The organism is Wolbachia endosymbiont of Drosophila nikananu (assembly GCF_028981865.1).
Taxonomy (GTDB): Bacteria; Pseudomonadota; Alphaproteobacteria; order Rickettsiales; family Anaplasmataceae; genus Wolbachia; species Wolbachia pipientis_B.
Genome location: NZ_JAPQLL010000032.1, coordinates 1 through 18,644 on the forward strand (window position 1 = coordinate 1; position 18,644 = coordinate 18,644).

At 36.0% G+C, this 18,644-nt stretch carries 15 protein-coding genes, 1 tRNA gene, 2 rRNA genes and 2 pseudogenes; 11 read left to right on the forward strand and 9 right to left on the reverse strand.

The features are described from left to right. Nucleotides 1–177: 177 nt before the first annotated feature. A pseudogene (locus OZD67_RS02000) lies at nucleotides 178–1,965 on the reverse strand (ribonucleoside-diphosphate reductase subunit alpha); the annotation flags it as partial. Between the two features lie 19 nt (nucleotides 1,966–1,984). Beyond that, complete coding sequence (locus OZD67_RS02005; RefSeq protein ID WP_182183854.1) at nucleotides 1,985–3,061, reverse strand: methyltransferase domain-containing protein; 1,077 nt, start codon at nucleotides 3,059–3,061, stop codon at nucleotides 1,985–1,987. Between the two features lie 335 nt (nucleotides 3,062–3,396). Here OZD67_RS02005 and OZD67_RS02010 point away from each other — a divergent pair. Both OZD67_RS02010 and rrf read left to right on the forward strand, forming a co-directional pair. Then, nucleotides 3,397–6,162: ribosomal RNA gene (locus OZD67_RS02010) — 23S ribosomal RNA — on the forward strand. 66 nt (nucleotides 6,163–6,228) lie between these two features. Further along, a 5S ribosomal RNA gene (gene rrf / locus OZD67_RS02015) occupies nucleotides 6,229–6,335 on the forward strand. 16 nt (nucleotides 6,336–6,351) lie between these two features. On the opposite strand, the gene OZD67_RS02020 is transcribed toward rrf, so the two are convergent. From OZD67_RS02020 to rpmH, 3 genes and pseudogenes are all read right to left on the reverse strand, one after another. Continuing rightward, nucleotides 6,352–6,537 carry a hypothetical protein gene (locus OZD67_RS02020; protein ID WP_182183856.1) on the reverse strand — a complete coding sequence of 62 codons (186 nt, stop codon included), beginning with the start codon at nucleotides 6,535–6,537 and terminating at the stop codon, nucleotides 6,352–6,354. 89 nt (nucleotides 6,538–6,626) lie between these two features. Continuing rightward, a pseudogene (rnpA, locus tag OZD67_RS02025) lies at nucleotides 6,627–6,950 on the reverse strand (ribonuclease P protein component); the annotation flags it as partial. A gap of 19 nt (nucleotides 6,951–6,969) precedes the next feature. After that, a complete protein-coding gene (rpmH, locus tag OZD67_RS02030; RefSeq protein WP_164224295.1) occupies nucleotides 6,970–7,104 on the reverse strand; it encodes a 50S ribosomal protein L34 in 135 nt (44 codons plus the stop codon). Between the two features lie 107 nt (nucleotides 7,105–7,211). On the opposite strand from rpmH, the gene pstC reads away from it, so the two are divergent. The 3 genes from pstC (at nucleotide 7,212) to OZD67_RS02045 (ending at nucleotide 10,186) form a co-directional block, all read left to right on the forward strand. Continuing rightward, on the forward strand, nucleotides 7,212–8,300 hold the full coding sequence (pstC, locus tag OZD67_RS02035) for a phosphate ABC transporter permease subunit PstC (RefSeq protein WP_182184130.1): 1,089 nt from the start codon (nucleotides 7,212–7,214) through the stop codon (nucleotides 8,298–8,300). Between the two features lie 101 nt (nucleotides 8,301–8,401). Further along, nucleotides 8,402–9,829: a F0F1 ATP synthase subunit beta gene (gene atpD / locus OZD67_RS02040; RefSeq protein ID WP_182184132.1), complete on the forward strand. Its 1,428-nt coding sequence runs from the start codon at nucleotides 8,402–8,404 to the stop codon at nucleotides 9,827–9,829. Between the two features lie 12 nt (nucleotides 9,830–9,841). Then, on the forward strand, nucleotides 9,842–10,186 hold the full coding sequence (locus OZD67_RS02045) for a F0F1 ATP synthase subunit epsilon (RefSeq protein WP_182183860.1): 345 nt from the start codon (nucleotides 9,842–9,844) through the stop codon (nucleotides 10,184–10,186). 26 nt (nucleotides 10,187–10,212) lie between these two features. Here the strand turns inward: OZD67_RS02045 and OZD67_RS02050 are convergent, their stop codons facing one another. Then, nucleotides 10,213–10,359 carry a hypothetical protein gene (locus OZD67_RS02050; protein ID WP_274999669.1) on the reverse strand — a complete coding sequence of 49 codons (147 nt, stop codon included), beginning with the start codon at nucleotides 10,357–10,359 and terminating at the stop codon, nucleotides 10,213–10,215. Nucleotides 10,360–10,541: 182 nt separating this feature from the next. Here OZD67_RS02050 and fsa point away from each other — a divergent pair, with 182 nt between their 5' ends. Then, the gene (gene fsa, locus OZD67_RS02055) at nucleotides 10,542–11,183 is read left to right on the forward strand and encodes a fructose-6-phosphate aldolase (protein ID WP_182183863.1); all 642 of its coding nucleotides are present in this window, start codon (nucleotides 10,542–10,544) and stop codon (nucleotides 11,181–11,183) included. Between the two features lie 10 nt (nucleotides 11,184–11,193). On the opposite strand, the gene guaB is transcribed toward fsa, so the two are convergent. Then, nucleotides 11,194–12,687, reverse strand: coding sequence for an IMP dehydrogenase (gene guaB, locus OZD67_RS02060; protein ID WP_182183865.1), 1,494 nt, complete (start codon nucleotides 12,685–12,687; stop codon nucleotides 11,194–11,196). 31 nt (nucleotides 12,688–12,718) lie between these two features. Further along, nucleotides 12,719–13,537 carry a 16S rRNA (adenine(1518)-N(6)/adenine(1519)-N(6))-dimethyltransferase RsmA gene (gene rsmA / locus OZD67_RS02065; protein WP_182183866.1) on the reverse strand — a complete coding sequence of 273 codons (819 nt, stop codon included), beginning with the start codon at nucleotides 13,535–13,537 and terminating at the stop codon, nucleotides 12,719–12,721. Nucleotides 13,538–13,614: 77 nt separating this feature from the next. Between rsmA and OZD67_RS02070 the strand changes: the two genes are divergently transcribed. Together OZD67_RS02070 and OZD67_RS02075 are read left to right on the forward strand one after the other, a co-directional pair. Beyond that, nucleotides 13,615–13,687: transfer RNA gene (locus tag OZD67_RS02070), tRNA-Thr, on the forward strand. Nucleotides 13,688–13,709: 22 nt separating this feature from the next. Continuing rightward, on the forward strand, nucleotides 13,710–14,438 hold the full coding sequence (locus tag OZD67_RS02075; RefSeq protein WP_182183868.1) for a triosephosphate isomerase: 729 nt from the start codon (nucleotides 13,710–13,712) through the stop codon (nucleotides 14,436–14,438). A 220-nt stretch (nucleotides 14,439–14,658) separates the two neighbouring features. Here the strand turns inward: OZD67_RS02075 and dprA are convergent, their stop codons facing one another. After that, entirely contained in the window at nucleotides 14,659–15,747 is a 1,089-nt protein-coding gene (dprA, locus tag OZD67_RS02080) for a DNA-processing protein DprA (RefSeq protein WP_182183870.1), read from the reverse strand. 61 nt (nucleotides 15,748–15,808) lie between these two features. Between dprA and OZD67_RS02085 the strand changes: the two genes are divergently transcribed. The 3 genes from OZD67_RS02085 (at nucleotide 15,809) to OZD67_RS02095 (ending at nucleotide 18,381) form a co-directional block, all read left to right on the forward strand. After that, entirely contained in the window at nucleotides 15,809–16,183 is a 375-nt protein-coding gene (locus OZD67_RS02085; RefSeq protein ID WP_096617230.1) for a ferredoxin family protein, read from the forward strand. A 448-nt stretch (nucleotides 16,184–16,631) separates the two neighbouring features. Continuing rightward, a complete protein-coding gene (locus tag OZD67_RS02090; protein ID WP_182183871.1) occupies nucleotides 16,632–17,642 on the forward strand; it encodes a D-alanine--D-alanine ligase in 1,011 nt (336 codons plus the stop codon). Further along, entirely contained in the window at nucleotides 17,623–18,381 is a 759-nt protein-coding gene (locus OZD67_RS02095) for a cell division protein FtsQ/DivIB (RefSeq protein WP_182183873.1), read from the forward strand. The genes OZD67_RS02090 and OZD67_RS02095 overlap by 20 nt, the downstream gene beginning before the upstream one ends. Nucleotides 18,382–18,644 lie beyond the last annotated feature (263 nt).

An 18,644-nucleotide genomic window follows, 5' to 3' on the forward strand; every position in this document is an offset into this window, starting at 1 on the left:
ACAGATGAAGATAACTGAATACCTTCACTATCATGATAAGGGGGCTGGCGAGGCTTGTCAAGTAAGTTTTTTCGTTTCTATTCCCAAGAAAAGCTCATCATATGGTTATGCAAGAAGTCTATTATATTTCCTTACCCATTTGCTTAACTTTCTCTCTACTTTTTTTGAATAAGGTCGCTATTGGCATGACAAACATTCATCGTAGTCAATATCTGTTTTGTGTTGCAATATTTCACTTTTTTTGAATATGTCATGCGAAACCTTGTCAGCTCTCTGCATTGATTGTGATCTGCAGTAATATAAGCTCTTCAATCCTTTTTTCCAAGCAAGCATGTGTATTTTGTGCAAGTAACGTTTATGTACGTTGGCAGGTAAGAACAGATTTACTGATTGAGATTGACAAATATGCGAAGTTCTATCACTTGCATGTTCTATAATCCATCTTTGGTCAAGCTCGTACGCTGTTTTAAATGTCAATTTTTCATGCTCATTAAGAAAATCTAAGTGCTGAACGGAACCCTCATTTGTTGAAATTGAAGACCATATTTTATCATTGTCTTGATTTTTTTCTGCTAATAGTTTTTGCAAGAATTTATTTCGCACTACAAATGAGCCTGTAAGTGTCTTTTGTATGAATACGTTTGCTGCATATGGCTCTATTCCAGGAGAGGTATTGCCTGCAATAATGGAGATTGAGGCAGTTGGAGCAATAGCGAGCTTGTGTGTAAACCTTTCCATTAGATCAACTTCTTTGGCATCAGGACATGCCCCCTTTTCCTCTGCTAATTTTTTAGAAACTATATCTGCTTGCTCGCGTAAATACTTAAATATTTTTTTATTCCATTGTTGTGCTGTTACTGATTCAAAAGGAACCATTTTGCTTTGTAAAAATGAGTGAAAGCCCATCACGCCAAAACCAATACTGCGTTCTCTGGCTGCAGAATATTTTGCTCGCTGCATTTCATTCGGTGCTTTATTTATAAAATCTTCCAATACATTATCAAGAAAGCGCATTATATCTTCTATGAAGAGTTTATTGTCTTTCCATTCTTCGTAGTACTCAAGGTTTACGGATGATAGACAACACACAGCAGTGCGTGACTTATTTAGGTGATCATAACCTGTAGTTAAAGTTATTTCACTGCATAGATTTGACATCTTGATGTCTAAGTTGAGCTTTTTGTAAGATTCTGGCTTATTGTTATTTGTTGCATCAAGGAAAATAATGTAAGGTTCTCCAGTTTCAACCCTTGCTGTTAATATTTTGATCCATATATCCCGCGCTTTTACAGTTGAAATAACCTTATTGTTGTGAGGGCTTATTAAATTCCATTCTTGATCATTCTCAACAGCCTGCATAAATTTATCTGTTACTATTACAGCATGATGTATATTTAACGCTTTGCGATTTGGGTCACCGCCTGTTGGCTTGCGCAAATCCAGAAACTCTTCTATCTCTGGATGAGATACAGGAAGATAGACTGCTGAACTTCCTCGCCTTAAGGATCCCTGACTAATTGCGAGCGTTAGAGCATTTTGCACCACAATAAATGGTACAATTCCTGATGTTTTACTACTACCTTTTACACTTTCACCAATTGAACGTAAATTTCCCCAATAACTACCTATGCCTCCTCCACGTGCAGCAAGCCAAACATTTTCATTCCATAAATCAACTATTCCCTGCAAACTGTCTTCGGTTTCATTAAGAAAGCAAGATATAGGCAACCCTCTCTTGGTGGCACCATTGCTGAGTATTGGTGTTGAAGGCATGAACCACAAGTTGCTCATGTAGTCATAAAGACGCTGCGCATGTTCTTTATTATCAGAATAGTAATTAGCAATACGTGCAAAGAGGTCTTGGTAACTTTCATTTTCTATTAAATACCTGTCTGATAGAACTGCTTTTCCAAAATCGGTTAAATTGCTATCCTTTGCGTAATTAATAGTAATATTATTCATAAAATTCCTTTTTGAGCGATTTTTAAGTTAGGTTTTTCGGATTTTCTTGTTGATGCTGTAGTGCAAACAAGATACCGTCAACCTGACTGCCATATATTTTACAGTAACTTATATAACTTATCTGCATATTTATTTTTTTTGCAACATGTTGAACATAACTTTCTGAGTGACGAAAATAGTCTCCTTTGTTTACAAAGTCAATACCTTCACCTTCCTTTCTTCTTATTAAACATATAACAACCCCTTTTTTGCTCGTAGATCTTTTTGCTAATTCCAATTCTTCTTGAAAGTCATGTAGATAATGTAGCACTTCAGCAAAGATAATTACATCATACTGCTGGTTTTTCTCTTGTTTAAGAAACTCTTTCATTTCCATATGTATTAATTCATTGTAAACAGGCTTACCTTTTATAAAGCATCCTCTTGCGATATTTAGCATTCTACTTGAAATGTCAATTCCTGTTATGTAGCTTCCAGTACTATTTATTTTCAAGAAATGACCACATATTCCAGTCCCACAACCAAGGTCAAGTATATTGAGCTCAGAAGTGAAGTTGTTGAAGATTTTTGTAATTATCATGTGTACAAGTTCATGCCCTCTATACTGTTTAGCAATCAACCAATGCTCAACAAAATATTCACCTGTGTAATCAAAATATTGTCTTATGAGGTTTTTTGGCAATTCTGCAATAGGCGCTGAGTTTGTCATTTTTTTTATATAGTAAGATGCCTCCTCATGATCACTATCTAATTTTAGTGTCTGTGTTAAATAATTATAAGCTTTGTTAGTATTCCCTACCGCAAAATGACACCTTCCGATGTTATACCAGACTATGGGTAAATGGGGGTAAAATATGCTAATTAACCAAAATCGTAACTTTGCATCTGATATGCTACCTTTATAAAAGTGATATAAACCGATTTCAATGTTGGTGTTTAACAGGTTCTTAGATTTTTTAAGAAGCACTGTCATTTCTTTATGAAGAGTATTATATTTATTCACAATGAAGTGTTTTACTTTCTTAATATTTAATACACCAATGAGCTTAGACATACAATTTAAAGCAACATTTTTTATAAAGGAGAGATTACTTTTCATACATTAGAAATACTCCGAATGTTCATTATCATTTTTAGGTAATTGATTTTAACACATTTTATCTTACAAAATATCTTTTTCATTAATTTTTACTGTATATATAAGTTTACCGCATATTTCTCAGATTGTACTGTTTAGGATTGCTAGTATATTGTTGTTGATAATATAAGTAAATGTTTTGTGCAAAAAGGCGTTGACATATTATATGTTAGGTTATAACATATAAAAGATTAATTTAGTTTTTAGATGTTTGACAAGTTTTATGGTAGAGATTAATTTAATCTCAATTCAATTTTAATAATATTTAACTCTGCATATTCTGCATATAGTCGGATAAATAAATTATTAAGAGCACTTGATGGATGCCTTGGCGTTAAGAGGCGATGAAGGACGTGGCAGGCTGCGATAAGCTGTGGGGAATTGTCAACAAATTTTGATCCGCAGATTTCCGAATGGGGAAACCCAGCTAGCTTAGCTAGTTATTACATACTAAGTATGTAAAGCAAACTTGGTGAACTGAAATATCTAAGTAGCCAAAGGAAAAGAAATCAACCGAGATTCTGTTAGTAGTGACGAGCGAAAGCGGAAAAGGCTAGTGATTTAAGAATAAGAATTAGAATACTCTGGAAATAGTAACCATAGAAGGTGATAGTCCTGTATAAGTAGAAAGTTTTTAAATCCTTGAGTAGAGCGGGGCACGTGAAATCCTGTTTGAATATGGGGGGACCATCCTCCAAGCCTAAATACTACTTAACGACCGATAGTGAACAAGTACCGTGAGGGAAAGGTGAAAAGAACCCCGGGAGGGGAGTGAAATAGAATCTGAAATCAAGTGCTTACAAACAGTTGGAGCTCTATATCAATTTATTGATATTTAGAGTGACAGCGTACCTTTTGCATAATGGGTCAGCGAGTTAATCTATGAAGCAAGCTTAAGCCGTTAGGTGTAGGCGTAGTGAAAGCAAGTCTGAATAGGGCGTTTTAGTTTTATGGATTAGACCCGAAACCAAGTGATCTAGTCATGACCAGATTGAAGGTGTGGTAAAACACACTGGAGGATCGAACCAGTTAATGTTGCAACATTATTGGATGAGTTGTGATTAGGGGTGAAAGGCCAATCAAACTTGGAAATAGCTGGTTCTCCGCGAAATCTATTTAGGTAGAGCGTTGTATGTATGTTGTTGGGGGTAGAGCACTGGATAGACTAGGGGGATTCACCGTCTTACCAAATCTAACTAAACTCCGAATACCAACAATTAATTATACAGCAGGCACACTACGGGTGCTAAGTCCGTGGTGGAAAGGGAAACAACCCAGATCACTATCTAAGGTCCCAAAATTACAGCTAAGTGGGGAAGGAAGTAGAAAAACCATTACAGCTAGGAGGTTGGCTTGGAAGCAGCCATCCTTTAAAGAAAGCGTAACAGCTCACTTGTCTAAATAAGTTTTTCTGCGCCGAAAATGTACCGGGGCTAAAGCTGTATACCGAAGATGTGAGTGCTTATTGATTTCGATCAATAGGCGCGGTAGCGGAGCGTTCCGTAAGTCTATGAAGGTGGTTTGTGAAAACTGCTGGAGATATCGGAAGTGAGAATGCTGACATAAGTAGCGTAAAAGAGTGTGAAAAACACTCTCACCAAAAATCTAAGGGTTCCTACGTTAAGTTAATCTGCGTAGGGTTAGTCGGTTCCTAAGGCGAGTCCGTAAAGGAGTAGTCGATGGCAATTAGGTTAATATTCCTAAACCTCTTAAGTGTGACGGGTTTTGTATTTGTATAGATCTTATTGGATTGATCTATGCTTAAAAGAAGCTCCAGGAAATAGCACTTATATTTATGAGGCCGTACCGCAAACCGACACTGGTGGATGAGTAGAGTATACTAAGGTGTTGAAAGAATGATGTTGAAGGAACTCGGCAAATTATACCTGTAACTTCGGAAGAAGGGTAACCTGCTTTTAGGCAACTATGAGTAGGTGGCACAAAATAGGGAGTAGCGACTGTTTACTAAAAACACAGGACTCTGCAAACACGTAAGTGGAAGTATAGGGTCTGACGCCTGCCCGGTGCTGGAAGGTTAATAGGAGGGGTGCAAGCTCTAAATTGAAGCCCCAGTAAACGGCGGCCGTAACACTGACGGTCCTAAGGTAGCGAAATTCCTTGTCGGGTAAGTTCCGACCCGCACGAATGGCGTAACGATTTCTCCACTGTCTCCAACATCACTTCAGCGAAATTGAATTCCCCGTGCAGATGCGGGGTACCCGCGGTTAGACGAAGAGACCCCGTGCACCTTTACTATAGCTTTACATTGCTATTAAAAGTGTGATGTGCAGGATAGGTGGGAGACTTTGAAGTTATGGCGCTAGCTATAATGGAGTCAACCTTGAGATACCACCCTTTACACTTTTGATATCTAACTATGTTTCATTATCTGGAACTAGGACATTGTATGGTGGGTAGTTTGACTGGGGCGGTCGCCTCCTAAAAAGTAACGGAGGCGTGCGAAGGTAAGCTAGAGCTGGTCGGAAATCAGCTTGATAGTATAATGGCATAAGCTTGCCTGACTGCGAGGCTGACAAGCCAAGCAGAGACGAAAGTCGGTCATAGTGATCCGGTGATTCTGTATGGAAGGGTCATCGCTCAACGGATAAAAGGTACGCCGGGGATAACAGGCTGATGGTGTTCGAGCGTTCATAGCGACAACACCGTTTGGCACCTCGATGTCGACTCATCACATCCTGGGGCTGAAGAAGGTCCCAAGGGTTCGGCTGTTCGCCGATTAAAGTGATACGTGAGTTGGGTTTAGAACGTCGTGAGACAGTTCGGTTTCTATCTGCCGTGGGTGAAGGAAATTTGAGAAGGTCTGACTCTAGTACGAGAGGACCGAGATGGATATACCTCTGGTGTACCAGCTGTTATGCCAATAGCATCGCTGGGTGGCTATGTATAGATGGGATAATTGCTGAAAGCATATAAGCAAGAAACCCTCTTCAAAAAGATTTCCCAATTAAGGCCGTGGAAGACTACCACGTTGATAGGCTAAGTGTGGAAGCATGGTAACATGTGAAGCTAACTAGTACTAATAGCCTGATTGATTTATTTGCTTTCTATATGTGTGTATGCAGTGTTAAATATTAAGTTAAAATTGTTAAGTTAGAAATTTTTATTGACTTGGTGGCTATAGCAAAAATGAACCACCCGATCTCATCTCGAACTCGGAAGTGAAACTTTTTAGCGCTGATGGTACTTGAAAAGGGAGAGTAGGTCGCCGCCAAGTTTATAAAAATTTCTTTTTATCGCCTTTTAATAATTCTTTTATTAGGAGAAGTCGCTTCTATATTAAAATCTAATAATTGTGGTCTAGGCTTATTCTTATTCTGCTCTAAGTATTGACTTTGCTCAAATGCTAATTCCCATTGTGTACGATAACTAGATTCTTTATATTCATAAAAATCTTCTTCTTTTCTACTCTCTACCATTAAACATCCACACCCGTTAATTTATTTTAAAAATTTTACTTATGCTATCATAAAAAATATAGTTGTAAATACCTTAATTGAGATTTTTTTTATTTTATCTTTTTTAAGCAAATAGTTAGATCTTTTTGTAAGTTTTTATAACTTGCTTGTATAATGTTTCTATGAGTTAGTATTATGTAGTAGTGCCCTATATTGCTTATATTTAAAATGCTAACTTTAGCAAGCATTCGTAATTGCCTTTTTATTTTATTTCTTTTTGCTGCTTTTCCGGCTTTTTTACTGATAGCCAGACCTACTCTAATAGTATGAGTGTACTTTTCAGGCTCTCTTTCTTTTATAGCATACAGTGATATATAAAGCCCACGGTAAAAAAGACTGCTAAATGCTAACTTATTTTTGAAAGCAAAGGAAAAATCTTTTTTTTTATACTTACTATGCGCATAATTTGTTACACCCTAATAAACGGCGCCTATTAAGGATTTTTCTTCCAGCTCTTGTTGCCATACGTGAACGAAATCCATGTCTGCGCTTTCTTATCAAATTTTTTGGTTGAAATGTTCTCTTCATTGTTTTTATATTAATATAATTATTTATTTTAAATTGTTTTACTTTATTGTCAAATGGTGGTGAACTTGTATGACATTTTCGTAGAATAAAATTTGATGTATGGGAAAATGAATTCGGTGATAGTCATACCTGTCCTACTAATCCTTTTATTTTGTTTTAGTAGGTTTCAAGAAGTAAATAAGGTTAAATCTTATCTATATCTTAGTTGTGTATGGATGCTAGCATGGTTGTTAATACTCTATAATAATTGTTTTATAACTTTTATTTCTATAGCGTTACTTTTTTTCATGCTTGCTTTTATCTTTAAAAATAAAAGAAATAAGATAATAAAACTTTCGTTATTTGTGGCTTTGGCCATATCATTTTTTATTACTTTATTTATAATACTATCTATTTTTATTCAATCCATTAATTTTTTTAATAAAGTAGCTATTTCAGAATTCTTGTTTTGCTTGAAATGGGGCCACAATGTAGTCACTATCAATGAAGAGAAGATAGGATGTTTTGGTATAGCGCCGCTTTTGGTGGGTACATTACTTATAACTATTATAGCAATGTTAGTTGTCGTTCCGCTTGGTTTATTTTCTGCAATATATATTAGTGAATATGCGAGTGAGAAAGTGCGTTATATTGTTAATACAACTTTGCAAGTTTTGTCTGCTATTCCTACGGTTGTATATGGATATTTCGCGGTTGTGTTTTTGTCTTTCTTTGTAAAGCAGGTAGCAAATTTTTTTGGTTTAAGTATACACTCAGAAAGTGCCTTAGTTGCCGGTTTATCGATTGGGATAATGATTCTTCCTTTTATTATTTCTTTACTCGAAGATGCCATAAGATCTGTTCCAAAAAGCTTGCGTTATGGCTTCATGGCACTTGGCGCAACTCCAGCGGAAACTATATGGCATATAACAATACCTTATGCAATGCCTACAATTTTAAGTGCAATTTTATTGTCAATTTCAAGAGTGATAGGTGAAACAATGATTGTGCTAATGGCTGTGGGAATCAACGCAAATTTGACTTTTAACCCTCTTAATTCAGTTACTACCATTACCGTGCAGATCGCTACATTACTTACCGGAGATCAGGATTTCAATAGTGTGCAAACTCTTGCTGCTTATGCGCTTAGCTTAGTATTGTTTGTTATTACTTGGCTATTAAATGCATTTGCATTGTTTGTAGTGAAGCGTAACTAGTAAGCGTTTTAATGTTGCAAAATTTCTATTAATAATATAAGATTTATTTTCTTTAGAAGTTCTTTTATGGAATTATAGTGTTAGGTGATAAAAACAAAGAGATGAATATAGGTAGAGCGATTAAGGTAACTCAAGCAGTTGTTGATATAAAATTTGAAGGTGAATTGCCTAAAATATTTAATGCTTTAAAAAGCAAACTAAAATATAAGGATAAGGAGCTGGTTTTAGAAGTTTCGCAGCATATAGGTGACAATATAGTTCGTTGTATTGCTATGGATAGCACAGATGGCATGTCAAGGGGGGATGAATTTGTTGATACAGGTGCACCAATATCGGTGCCAATAGGGCGTTCAACTTTAGGAAGGATTTTTAATGTTGTTGGAGAGCTTATAGATGAGTGTGGTCCACTGAAGGGAAAATATAACTTAGAGCCTATACACAGAGCACCTCCAAGTTTTACTGAACAGAGAATACAGGGAGAAGTTTTAGTTACGGGAATAAAAGTTATAGATCTTCTTGCACCTTATCTTAAAGGAGGAAAAATTGGCTTATTTGGTGGAGCCGGTGTTGGTAAAACAGTCCTGATAATGGAATTAATTAATAATATAGCAAAAGCTCATAAAGGATTTTCTGTGTTTGCCGGGGTAGGGGAGAGAACGCGTGAAGGTAACGATCTTTATCACGAGATGATCACTTCAAATGTAATAAATATAAATGAGCATGAAAAATCTCAAGCTGTTTTGGTTTATGGTCAGATGAATGAGCCTCCTGGAGCAAGGGCTAGAGTTGCTTTAACAGCACTTACTATGGCAGAGTATTTTCGTGACCGTGAAAACCAAGATGTTTTATTTTTTGTGGATAATATCTTCCGTTTTACACAAGCTGGTTCTGAAATTTCTGCTTTACTTGGAAGAATACCGTCAGCTGTTGGTTATCAGCCAACCCTTGCAACTGATATGGGTGCAATGCAAGAAAGAATAGCTTCAACAACTTCTGGCTCTATTACTTCTGTGCAAGCTATATATGTTCCTGCGGACGATTTAACTGATCCAGCCCCAGCAACTACATTCTCTCATCTTGATGCCACCACAGTGTTGTCAAGGCAAATAGCTGAAATGGGAATATACCCTGCTGTTGATCCACTTGATTCAACTTCTCAGTCTTTATCTGCTGAAATCATTGGTGAAGAACATTATAAGGTAGCTTCTGAGGTGAAACGTATATTGCAAACTTATAAATCACTGCAAGATATTATCGCAATACTTGGTATGGATGAGCTATCTGATGAAGATAAAATTATTGTTGATAGGGCTCGTAAGATTCAGAAATTTCTTTCTCAACCTTTTCACGTTGCAGAAATATTTACTGGTATGCCTGGTAAATTTGTTTCACTTTCTGATACTGTTTCCAGTTTTAAAGAGATTGTTGAAGGTAAATATGATCACTTACCAGAAGCTGCTTTTTATATGGTGGGGAATATAGATGAAGCAATAAAAAAGGCTGAATTAATACAAGCTGAAGCTAAATAAAAGTTAAAGATTATGAATACTTTTAAAATGCAATTTTTCTCTCCTGATGATCAAATTTCATTCAGTGGAGTGGTTTCTCTTTCAGTAACTGGGCTCGAAGGGGAGATTATGATTTTAGCTTACCATGCTCCTTACTTAATTTATTTATTGCCTGGTATGATTACTGTTAAAATGAGTAACCAAACAGAAAAGAAGGTTGTAATTGATAGTGGCGTATTAGAAGTTGCAAATAATAATTGTAACATTATAACAAGTCAAATTCAGGTTTTTGATCGTGCAATTCATGATGAGAAATCGTTTAAAAATAAGAGAATTAGTATATATTTAAGTTATCTTGATGAGAAATTTCTTTCTTAGTTATTTTAGGCAAAAAGTCGGTCTTGTCATCCAAGTAGCCCAGTTTTTGTCATCCAAGTGCTTTTTTTTCTGTCATCCAGTATTCTCTTCCCTGTCATCCCAGTGCTTGACACTGGGATCCAGATATAAAAATATTTGCAAATCATGCAATTATCAGGGGATTCTAGGAACATATGTTGAAAACAATTTCTATGATGAAATAAGCTGGATTCCAGTGTCACGCACTGGAATGACACCTTGCCTTACTGAACGTTCGTACAGTTCTGTAGCGGACACTGGGATAACACCATTTTTGTACTTTTGCCTTCAAAGATGACAATGTTTTGTAAAGATAGTTTTTTAATAGGAGATTAATATGGAAATTTTTCTTGATAGCGTTGATTTAAATGAAATTAAAGAACAAAAGGAGTTCATTGACGGCATAACAACTAATCCTTCTTTAATAGTAAAGTCCGGGCGTAAAGATAAATACGAGGATTTAGTGCGTGAAATATGCTCTATTATCGAGGGGCCTGTTAGTGTTGAAGTTGTTGCAAATAACCATGTAGATATGGTTAAAGAAGGCCTTAAGTTAGCGAAAATCGCTGATAATGTTGTGGTAAAATTGCCCCTTACATATGAAGGATTAATTTCTTGTAAAAAGTTGTGGACAGAGCATAAAATACCTGTTAACATCACATTATGTTTTTCTCCTGGACAAGCACTGCTTGCCGCTAAGGCCGGTGCTTGTTTTATTTCTCCTTTTGTTGGTCGCCTTGATGATATAAGCTATGATGGCTTATCGCTAATAGAAGATATATGTACTATATATTCTAATTACGGTTTTGATACTAAAGTTCTTGTTGCATCAGTGAGAAGCCCAGCGCATGTAATAAAAGCTGCAAGGCTTGGTGCTGATTCAATTACTGTGCCAGCAAAAGTACTTAGACAATTAATCAATCACCCACTTACTGACCAAGGGCTAGCAATATTTGAAAAAGACTGGGGTGCAAAATAATAAACAGTCACTACTCTGAATCGGTTGACAAATTGGACGCTTGATAAGCGTAATTTGGAGCTTCTTGTGTAATGACTATATCATGAGCATGACTCTCTCTTAATCCTGATGCGGTAATAGTAACAAATTTACAATTTTTTTTCATCTCTTCTATATTCCTATTACCAGTATACCCCATTGCAGCTTGCAATCCGCCAATCAACTGATGGATTACTCCTGAAGCTGGACCTTTGAATGGAACTCTTCCTTCCACTCCTTGTGGAACTAATTTGAGTTTTGAATCTTTATCTTGAAAATAACGGCTAGCTGAACCTCGCTTCATTGCACTAATAGATCCCATTCCTCGATAGCCTTTATATGCTCTGCCCTTATACATGATAATCTCACCTGGGCTTTCGTCAGTGCCAGCAAAAATCGAACCAATCATCACAGAGTCAGCACCAGCTGCAATAGCTTTTGCAACATCTCCTGAGTATTTTACCCCACCATCAGCAATTAGTCTGACGTTTCTTGCTCTACACGCCTCTGCAACATTCTTGATTGCAGAGAATTGTGGCACACCAACACCTGTAACTATTCTGGTTGTACAGATTGATCCTGGTCCTATTCCGACCTTCACTGCATCAACACCCGCATCAATCAACGCTTCAGCAGCTTCCTTTGTTGCAATGTTTCCGCCAATTAATTGCGTATTAGGATACATCTTTTTTATTTCCCTAATGGTATTGATAACGTTTTCGGAATGACCGTGAGCAGTATCCACAACAACTACATCAACTTCTTCTCCGATCAAAGCTTCACATCTTTCTATACCATCTTTTTTACCAGTGCCAATTGCAGCGGCAACTCTAAGCCGTCCTTTACTGTCTTTACATGAATTTGGGTATCTATTGTATTTTTCAATGTCTTTAACCGTAATTAAACCTATACAACAAGAATTTTCATCTACGACCAAAAGCTTTTCTATTCTATTTTCATGCAACAATTTCATTGCTGAGGCACTATTCACTCCCTGCTCCCGCACTGTCACTAACTTATCTTTTGTCATCACTTCGGAAACTTTTACATTCATGTTCTGGTCTTCAATAAACCTCACATCTCGGTTAGTTAAAATTCCAACTAACTTGCGTTGATTGACTACAGGAATGCCAGAATAATTGTGCTCTCTCATTAATGAAATTGCTTCTGCAACTGTTTTATCCGGTGAAATCGTGATTGGGTTATACACGATCCAACTTTCATATTTTTTCACCCTTCTTACTTCTAAAACTTGTTCATCTATTGATAAATTCTTATGTATGCAACCTATCCCTCCATGTTGGGCAATAGCTATTGCAAAGCCCGATTCAGTAACAGTATCCATTGCAGAGGATATGAGAGGGATATTTAGTTCTATATTATTTGTTAAATAAGTTTTTGTATCTGCATCGCGAGGCAATATATTAGAATAGGCTGGCAAAAGAAGTATATCGTCAAACGAATAACAAGCTTCCATTTTTTTCATAGACTTTATTTAAAGCTTATACGCCAATTAATTAAATTGCAATAGGGCTTTTGCAAAATAAGCATTCTACATTATTTGCCAGCAAACAAAACTGCTCAATAGTTAAGTTTTCTGGACGTTCGTTTCCACTCAATTTAGCGTTTTCAAGGACAGTTTCAGCGTGGTTCGTTATATTTTGCAAGCTATTTCTCAGCATCTTTCTTCTTTGAGCAAAAACGGCACGTATTAATCTTATTAAGGTTTCCAAATTTACTGCAAACTTTGGGGTAGGCAAAGGATTTACTGTAATTACTGAAGAATGTACTTTTGGCCTTGGAAAAAACTCTTTAGGTTCAATATCAAATTCCTTTTTTATATCACATAGTAACTGGCTTAGCACTGATAAGGAACCATAATCTTTAGAATTGGGTCTTGCCGTAATGCGATCTGCTACCTCTTTTTGAAACATTAATGTCAAACTCGTAAAAAATTTTATATTATTTAACCACTTTAAAAATAACACTACTGAGATATTGTAAGGCAAGTTAGCAATAACTTTAACTGGGCGCTCTATCAGCTCTTCTTCTGTAACATGCAGTGCATCCGCTTCTATAATTCTATACTTTCCTTGATGCTCATTTAGCAGTTGGTCATGGTGTTTCACTAAATCTCTATCTTTTTCTATAGAAAGTAGAGACTTTGGATTATGCACCAATATTTCTCTTGTTAATGCACCATATCCAGGACCAATTTCAATGACATTAAAATTTTCCAGACTACCAGCTAAAGCGACGATTTTTTTTGTTATCTCACTCGATAAAATAAAATTTTGCCCTAGACTCTTTTTTGGCTTCAGTAAAAATTTTCTCATATTATTTTCATTATATAGTATTTTAAAAATCAGTTGACTAAAATCCATTGATAATTGTATATTATTAATGTGTTTATGCCGGCTTAGCTTAATTGGTAGAGCACCTGACTTGTAATCAGGAGGTTGTCAGTTCAAGTCCGACAGTCGGCACTCTCACTAATAAGTAAAGTTGATGTCCTTTTTAATAGTAGCAAATTGGAAAATGAATGGAATGCGTTCTTCATTTGTTGACTTTATAGGCAAACTTAACAACAAGAGCAACGAAATTACCTCTAAATTAGTAATTTGCCCTCCTTTTACATCATTTCCAAGCAGTATAGAGTTGAACAATAATATTAATATAGGAGCACAGACTTGCCATCATAAAAAGTTCGGTTCTTACACAGGTGAAATTAGCGCAGAAATGTTAAAAGAACTAGGGTGTACTTACGTAATACTTGGTCATTCTGAAAGGGCCAATGAAAAAGATAGTGAAATAAAACTTAAGTCGGAAATAGCAATAGAATCAGGCTTACACTCAATTATCTGTGTAGGTGAAAATTCAGAAGATTATAAGAATGAAAAAACAAAAGAAGTAATAGAATATCAATGCAAAAACCGCTTGCCAACACACGGTGAATATACCGTAGCATATGAGCCAATATGGGCAATAGGCACAGGTCATATGCCAAATAATGATGCAATTGCTGAGGTGATAGAGGTAATAAAATTGTGTACTGGTAAAAAACACATTATATATGGTGGTTCAGTCAGTTCAGAAAATATAGAAAATTTGTTAAATATTTCAAATTTATCAGGAGTTTTAATTGGTAGTGCAAGCTTAGATTTCGATCACTTTTATAAAATTATACAACAAGTTGAAAAAAAGTTTTCTCTTATCAATTCTAAAATCAGCAACTAAGAATCCTATGACAAATGACATCATTTCAGTGTCAAGCATATATCTGTACGAACATCTAGTAAAACGACATACTGACCTATAGCTAAAGTGACTTAGGTTTACCGATAATTTGAAAAACAGAAATTCGTCATTCCGCTACGTGTTAGCGGAATCTATGCTGAGATACCGCGGTGGTATGACGTAGGAAAACCTTTCTTGGGTTAGCTATAGCTAAAGTAATCTAGAAAATTAACGATATTTTATTCCCCGGTGAACGCTCTATTCTGTTTTCCAACTCTAGTTCTAAAAGAGCAATTAGAGCTATGTTGGTAGAAAGTCCGCTTGCTAATATAAGTTCATCTATATCAACAGGTACAGAGTTAATATGATCAACTATAACAGATTTTGCCTGTTGTGATTTTTCTTGTTTTTGGTTAACAGAATGGTGCTCAACATCAAATAGGTTTTTTTGCTGCGGAGGTAAACTAAACCTAATACTCTCTATTATGTCATCAGCGGATTCGATAAGCTTAGCACCGTTTTTAATTAAATAATTACTACCACTACAGCGTGAATCTAAAGGGAAACCAGAAACTGCAAACACCTCTCTCCCTTGATTTAAAGCAAAATCTGCTGTTATTAGAGAGCCAGAACGTTTCGATGCTTCAATCACTGCAACACCCAGCGATAGGCCAGATATAATTCGATTCCTTTGAGGAAAATATTGAGGCTTTGGTTTAGTAGCAAATGGAAGCTCAGTAATTACTAACCCACCGTTCCCAGTGATTTTTTTGTATAGATCAAAATTCTCTTTTGGATACACCACATCAATTCCGCTTGCTGTAACAGCAATAGTGGGATGATTTTTGTATATTACACTGTTTGCTGCAGTATCGATTCCTTTTGCAAGTCCAGAAACAATAACAAAACCAGCTTCGCTTAAATCAAGTGCCAACTTATTGGCAAAATTTCTTCCATTCATTGAAGAGTTACGCCCACCGATTATTGCAATTATCTCACGGCTTAATAATGATATATCACCAAACGCAGTTATTATAGGAGGACAACTAGAGATATTTCTTAAAAGATCAGGGTAATCTGGGTCACATGCGGGTATAATTTTAGCTCCAATTCTTTCTGCATTATTGATTTCTTCTCGTGCATCTTGAATGCCATACACCTTATTATTAGCCACCCTATTGAGATATTTTAGCACCTCATCTAGCGATCCATGTGTTCTTAGTATACTAAAAAATTTTATTGGTCCTATAGTTCTAGCCAAGCTTAACCATACTTCTAATTCTTTGTTGTTCAATTTATTTATCTTCATAAAAGGCTTGAATTTCTTATCAATTTAGTGTACCCAAGATAATGCAAATATACAGTGTTTTATGACGCATTTTGTTACAGATAAATGCATAAAATGTAAATATACGGACTGTGTGGAAGTATGTCCCGTTGACTGCTTCTATGAAGGTAAAAACATGCTCGTGATTAACCCAGATGAATGTATTGATTGCGGAGTGTGCATACCTGAGTGTCCAGTAGATGCAATTGTAACTGATGATTCCATAAAAGATATTTTAGAACTAGATGAAGAGTTGCTGAGCAGCGAACAAAAAACTTTCAAGTTATTTTACGATATAAATGTAGAATACTCACAAAAATGGCCAAACATCACAGCTAAAAAGCAACCTCTCTATACTGCAGAAGAGTATAAGGAAAAAAAGGATAAAACAACTTATTTTGATGAAAATTTAGAATAATATTAAAAAAAAGATTAAACTCCTTGCATAACCATATAAAAAACTAGCAACTCACTCTTCTTTGTCATTCCAGCGCGTGACGCACAATCGTACAAACATTGCAATTTGCAGGTGGCAGATGGTGTTATGCAAGTAGCTGACACTGGTTTCCATCTAAAAGGGTAGTGCCTCTATGATGTCATCCGAGTAGCTGACACTGGTTCCTTTATGACGGTGTCATCTCAGTCTGGGATCCAGGAATTTTATTAAGTATAAAAGTAGCCGTTTTATGTTAAAATACAACGTTTTGATGATTATGAAAAAGCTGGATTCCAGACTGGAATGACACCACCTGCAAATTGCAATGTCTGTACAGTTGTGCATAGGATAAAACTATAGAATTTTTCAAAGCGTTTTTTCTATTGAAGATAAGAGCATCTTTTATATATGCTATATAGTAAAACATAGAATGCTTATGGTTCCAACTATAGCAATTTTAAGTGGTGGATTTTCTTGCGAAAGAGAAATATCACTGATGAGTGGAAAAGCCGTAAAGAAGGCACTTGATAGCCTTTCATATAATGCAATAGAAATAGATGTTGACAGCAACATTGCTGAAAAGCTTAAAAAGATTAATCCGGGCCTTGCTTTTATAGCTCTGCATGGACCTTATGGTGAAGATGGCTGCATTCAAGGTTTATTGGAGATTTTAGGTATAAAATATACACACTCAGAAGTTATGGCTTCGGCTGTTGCTATGAATAAAGTGATGTCAAAGCATATATTTCGATCCCTTAGTATCGACACTCCAAAAGGTTATGTAATTAGCCGAGAAGATCTACTAAAAAATAATATTAAAATCGATTATCCGTACGTCTTAAAACCAATTAATGAAGGTTCTAGCATCGGAGTGCATATTGTTTTCTCACATGAGGATTATTTAAAACTGAAATTTAATGTCATTCCAGCGCGTGACCAGGCAGTATCTGGCTACTTGGATGACAAGGAAGGAGCTACTTCTGTGACAAAAGATTTGATGATCATAGAAGAATACATTCCAGGTGTAGAGTTACATACTGCTGTATTGCTAGATGAAGCAATTGGCACTATGGAAATACGACCAAAAAATAAATTCTATGATTATGAAGCAAAGTATACAGATGGATTTGCAGAACATATATTTCCTGCTGAAATTCCTGACAATATATATAAAATGACCTTGGAACACGCACTGAAAATTCATCAATTTTTAGGCTGTAAAACTATTTCCCGCTCAGATTTCCGTTATAATCCCAAAAATGACACTTTAAAAATGCTTGAGATTAATACACATCCTGGCTTTACTGAGTTATCGTTAGTGCCAGGAATTGCAAAATTGGCAAAAGGAATCAATTTTAATGAATTAGTTAAAATTATTATTGAAGATAGTTTGCAGCACAAAAATATTAGGGATTTAAGTCATGTTGAGCAGTATTACTAGAAGCCAAAGGAGTTTTTTGCGTAAGTGTGCCTTGGTTATTATCACAGCACTTTTTCTTACGCTAATGCTCTACAGCTCACTTGATAAAATAATAAATCGATTTAATTACTACTTTACTTGGTATAATGACTGCCTATCTAGTTTATTACTCAGTAGTGGATTTTCAATCGACGAAGTAGTCGTAAGCGGCAACAAATTTACAAACAAAAAGGACATTCTAAGTTTGGTAGATAGAACGCAACCTATCCTGTATATATCACTTTCAAAACTTGCCGGTAACATACAATCCGTAAGCAGATGGATAAAATACGTAAGAATTCACAGGATTTTGCCCAATACCCTACATATTAATATAGATGAGCGTAAACCGTTTGCTCTCTGGAAAGATAATAACAAAACCTCGGTAATTGATTTCGAAGGTAAAGTGATCGTAGATAACTATCCAGTAGATGATCTTGTTGTAATTACAGGACAAAACTCGTTATCAAACCTAGAATTTGTTAGAGATGTGTTAGAGAGTAAAACTCAATTAAGTGACCACATTTCTTCTTTTGCTTATATAGGGAATAGAAGATGGAATATCATACTTGATAACGATTCCACAGTGAAACTGCCTGAAGATAACCCTTCTAGTGCATGGGACTATTTAAACCACTTGCACAATACAACTGATTTTACTTTCAGCGATTGGAGTATTATTGATATGCGTATTACTGATAAAATTTTTGTGAAGAGGTGATCTGGTGTCATCCAAGTAGCCTCCTCTTCCTGTCATCCCAGTAGCCCCTTTCTTGTCATCTAAGTAGCCTCCTTCTCCTGTCATCCCAGTGCCCAGACACTGGGATCCAGGAAACTTAACTTTAAATAAGTAGCTGCATAATAAAGACTAGATTCCAGCGTCACGCGCTGGAATGACACCTGTAGCCCTACGTCATACCGCGATTTATTCGCGGTATCTCTTAACATAGATCCCGCTGCGGGATGACGGTTGTCGTTTAGCTA

What these genes read in the sequence shown, in the direction of transcription:
- OZD67_RS02095 (WP_182183873.1), top strand. Translation starts at nt 17,623, where the DNA reads ATGTTGAGCAGTATTACTAGAAGCCAAAGGAGTTTTTTGCGTAAGTGT.
- OZD67_RS02090 (WP_182183871.1), top strand. Translation starts at nt 16,632, where the DNA reads ATGCTTATGGTTCCAACTATAGCAATTTTAAGTGGTGGATTTTCTTGC.
- OZD67_RS02085 (WP_096617230.1), top strand. Translation starts at nt 15,809, where the DNA reads ATGACGCATTTTGTTACAGATAAATGCATAAAATGTAAATATACGGAC.
- rpmH (WP_164224295.1), bottom strand. Translation starts at nt 7,104, where the DNA reads ATGAAGAGAACATTTCAACCAAAAAATTTGATAAGAAAGCGCAGACAT.
- OZD67_RS02075 (WP_182183868.1), top strand. Translation starts at nt 13,710, where the DNA reads ATGTCCTTTTTAATAGTAGCAAATTGGAAAATGAATGGAATGCGTTCT.
- OZD67_RS02045 (WP_182183860.1), top strand. Translation starts at nt 9,842, where the DNA reads ATGAATACTTTTAAAATGCAATTTTTCTCTCCTGATGATCAAATTTCA.
- pstC (WP_182184130.1), top strand. Translation starts at nt 7,212, where the DNA reads ATGAATTCGGTGATAGTCATACCTGTCCTACTAATCCTTTTATTTTGT.
- OZD67_RS02050 (WP_274999669.1), bottom strand. Translation starts at nt 10,359, where the DNA reads ATGTTCCTAGAATCCCCTGATAATTGCATGATTTGCAAATATTTTTAT.
- dprA (WP_182183870.1), bottom strand. Translation starts at nt 15,747, where the DNA reads ATGAAGATAAATAAATTGAACAACAAAGAATTAGAAGTATGGTTAAGC.
- fsa (WP_182183863.1), top strand. Translation starts at nt 10,542, where the DNA reads ATGGAAATTTTTCTTGATAGCGTTGATTTAAATGAAATTAAAGAACAA.
- OZD67_RS02005 (WP_182183854.1), bottom strand. Translation starts at nt 3,061, where the DNA reads ATGAAAAGTAATCTCTCCTTTATAAAAAATGTTGCTTTAAATTGTATG.
- atpD (WP_182184132.1), top strand. Translation starts at nt 8,402, where the DNA reads ATGAATATAGGTAGAGCGATTAAGGTAACTCAAGCAGTTGTTGATATA.
- rsmA (WP_182183866.1), bottom strand. Translation starts at nt 13,537, where the DNA reads ATGAGAAAATTTTTACTGAAGCCAAAAAAGAGTCTAGGGCAAAATTTT.
- OZD67_RS02020 (WP_182183856.1), bottom strand. Translation starts at nt 6,537, where the DNA reads ATGGTAGAGAGTAGAAAAGAAGAAGATTTTTATGAATATAAAGAATCT.
- guaB (WP_182183865.1), bottom strand. Translation starts at nt 12,687, where the DNA reads ATGAAAAAAATGGAAGCTTGTTATTCGTTTGACGATATACTTCTTTTG.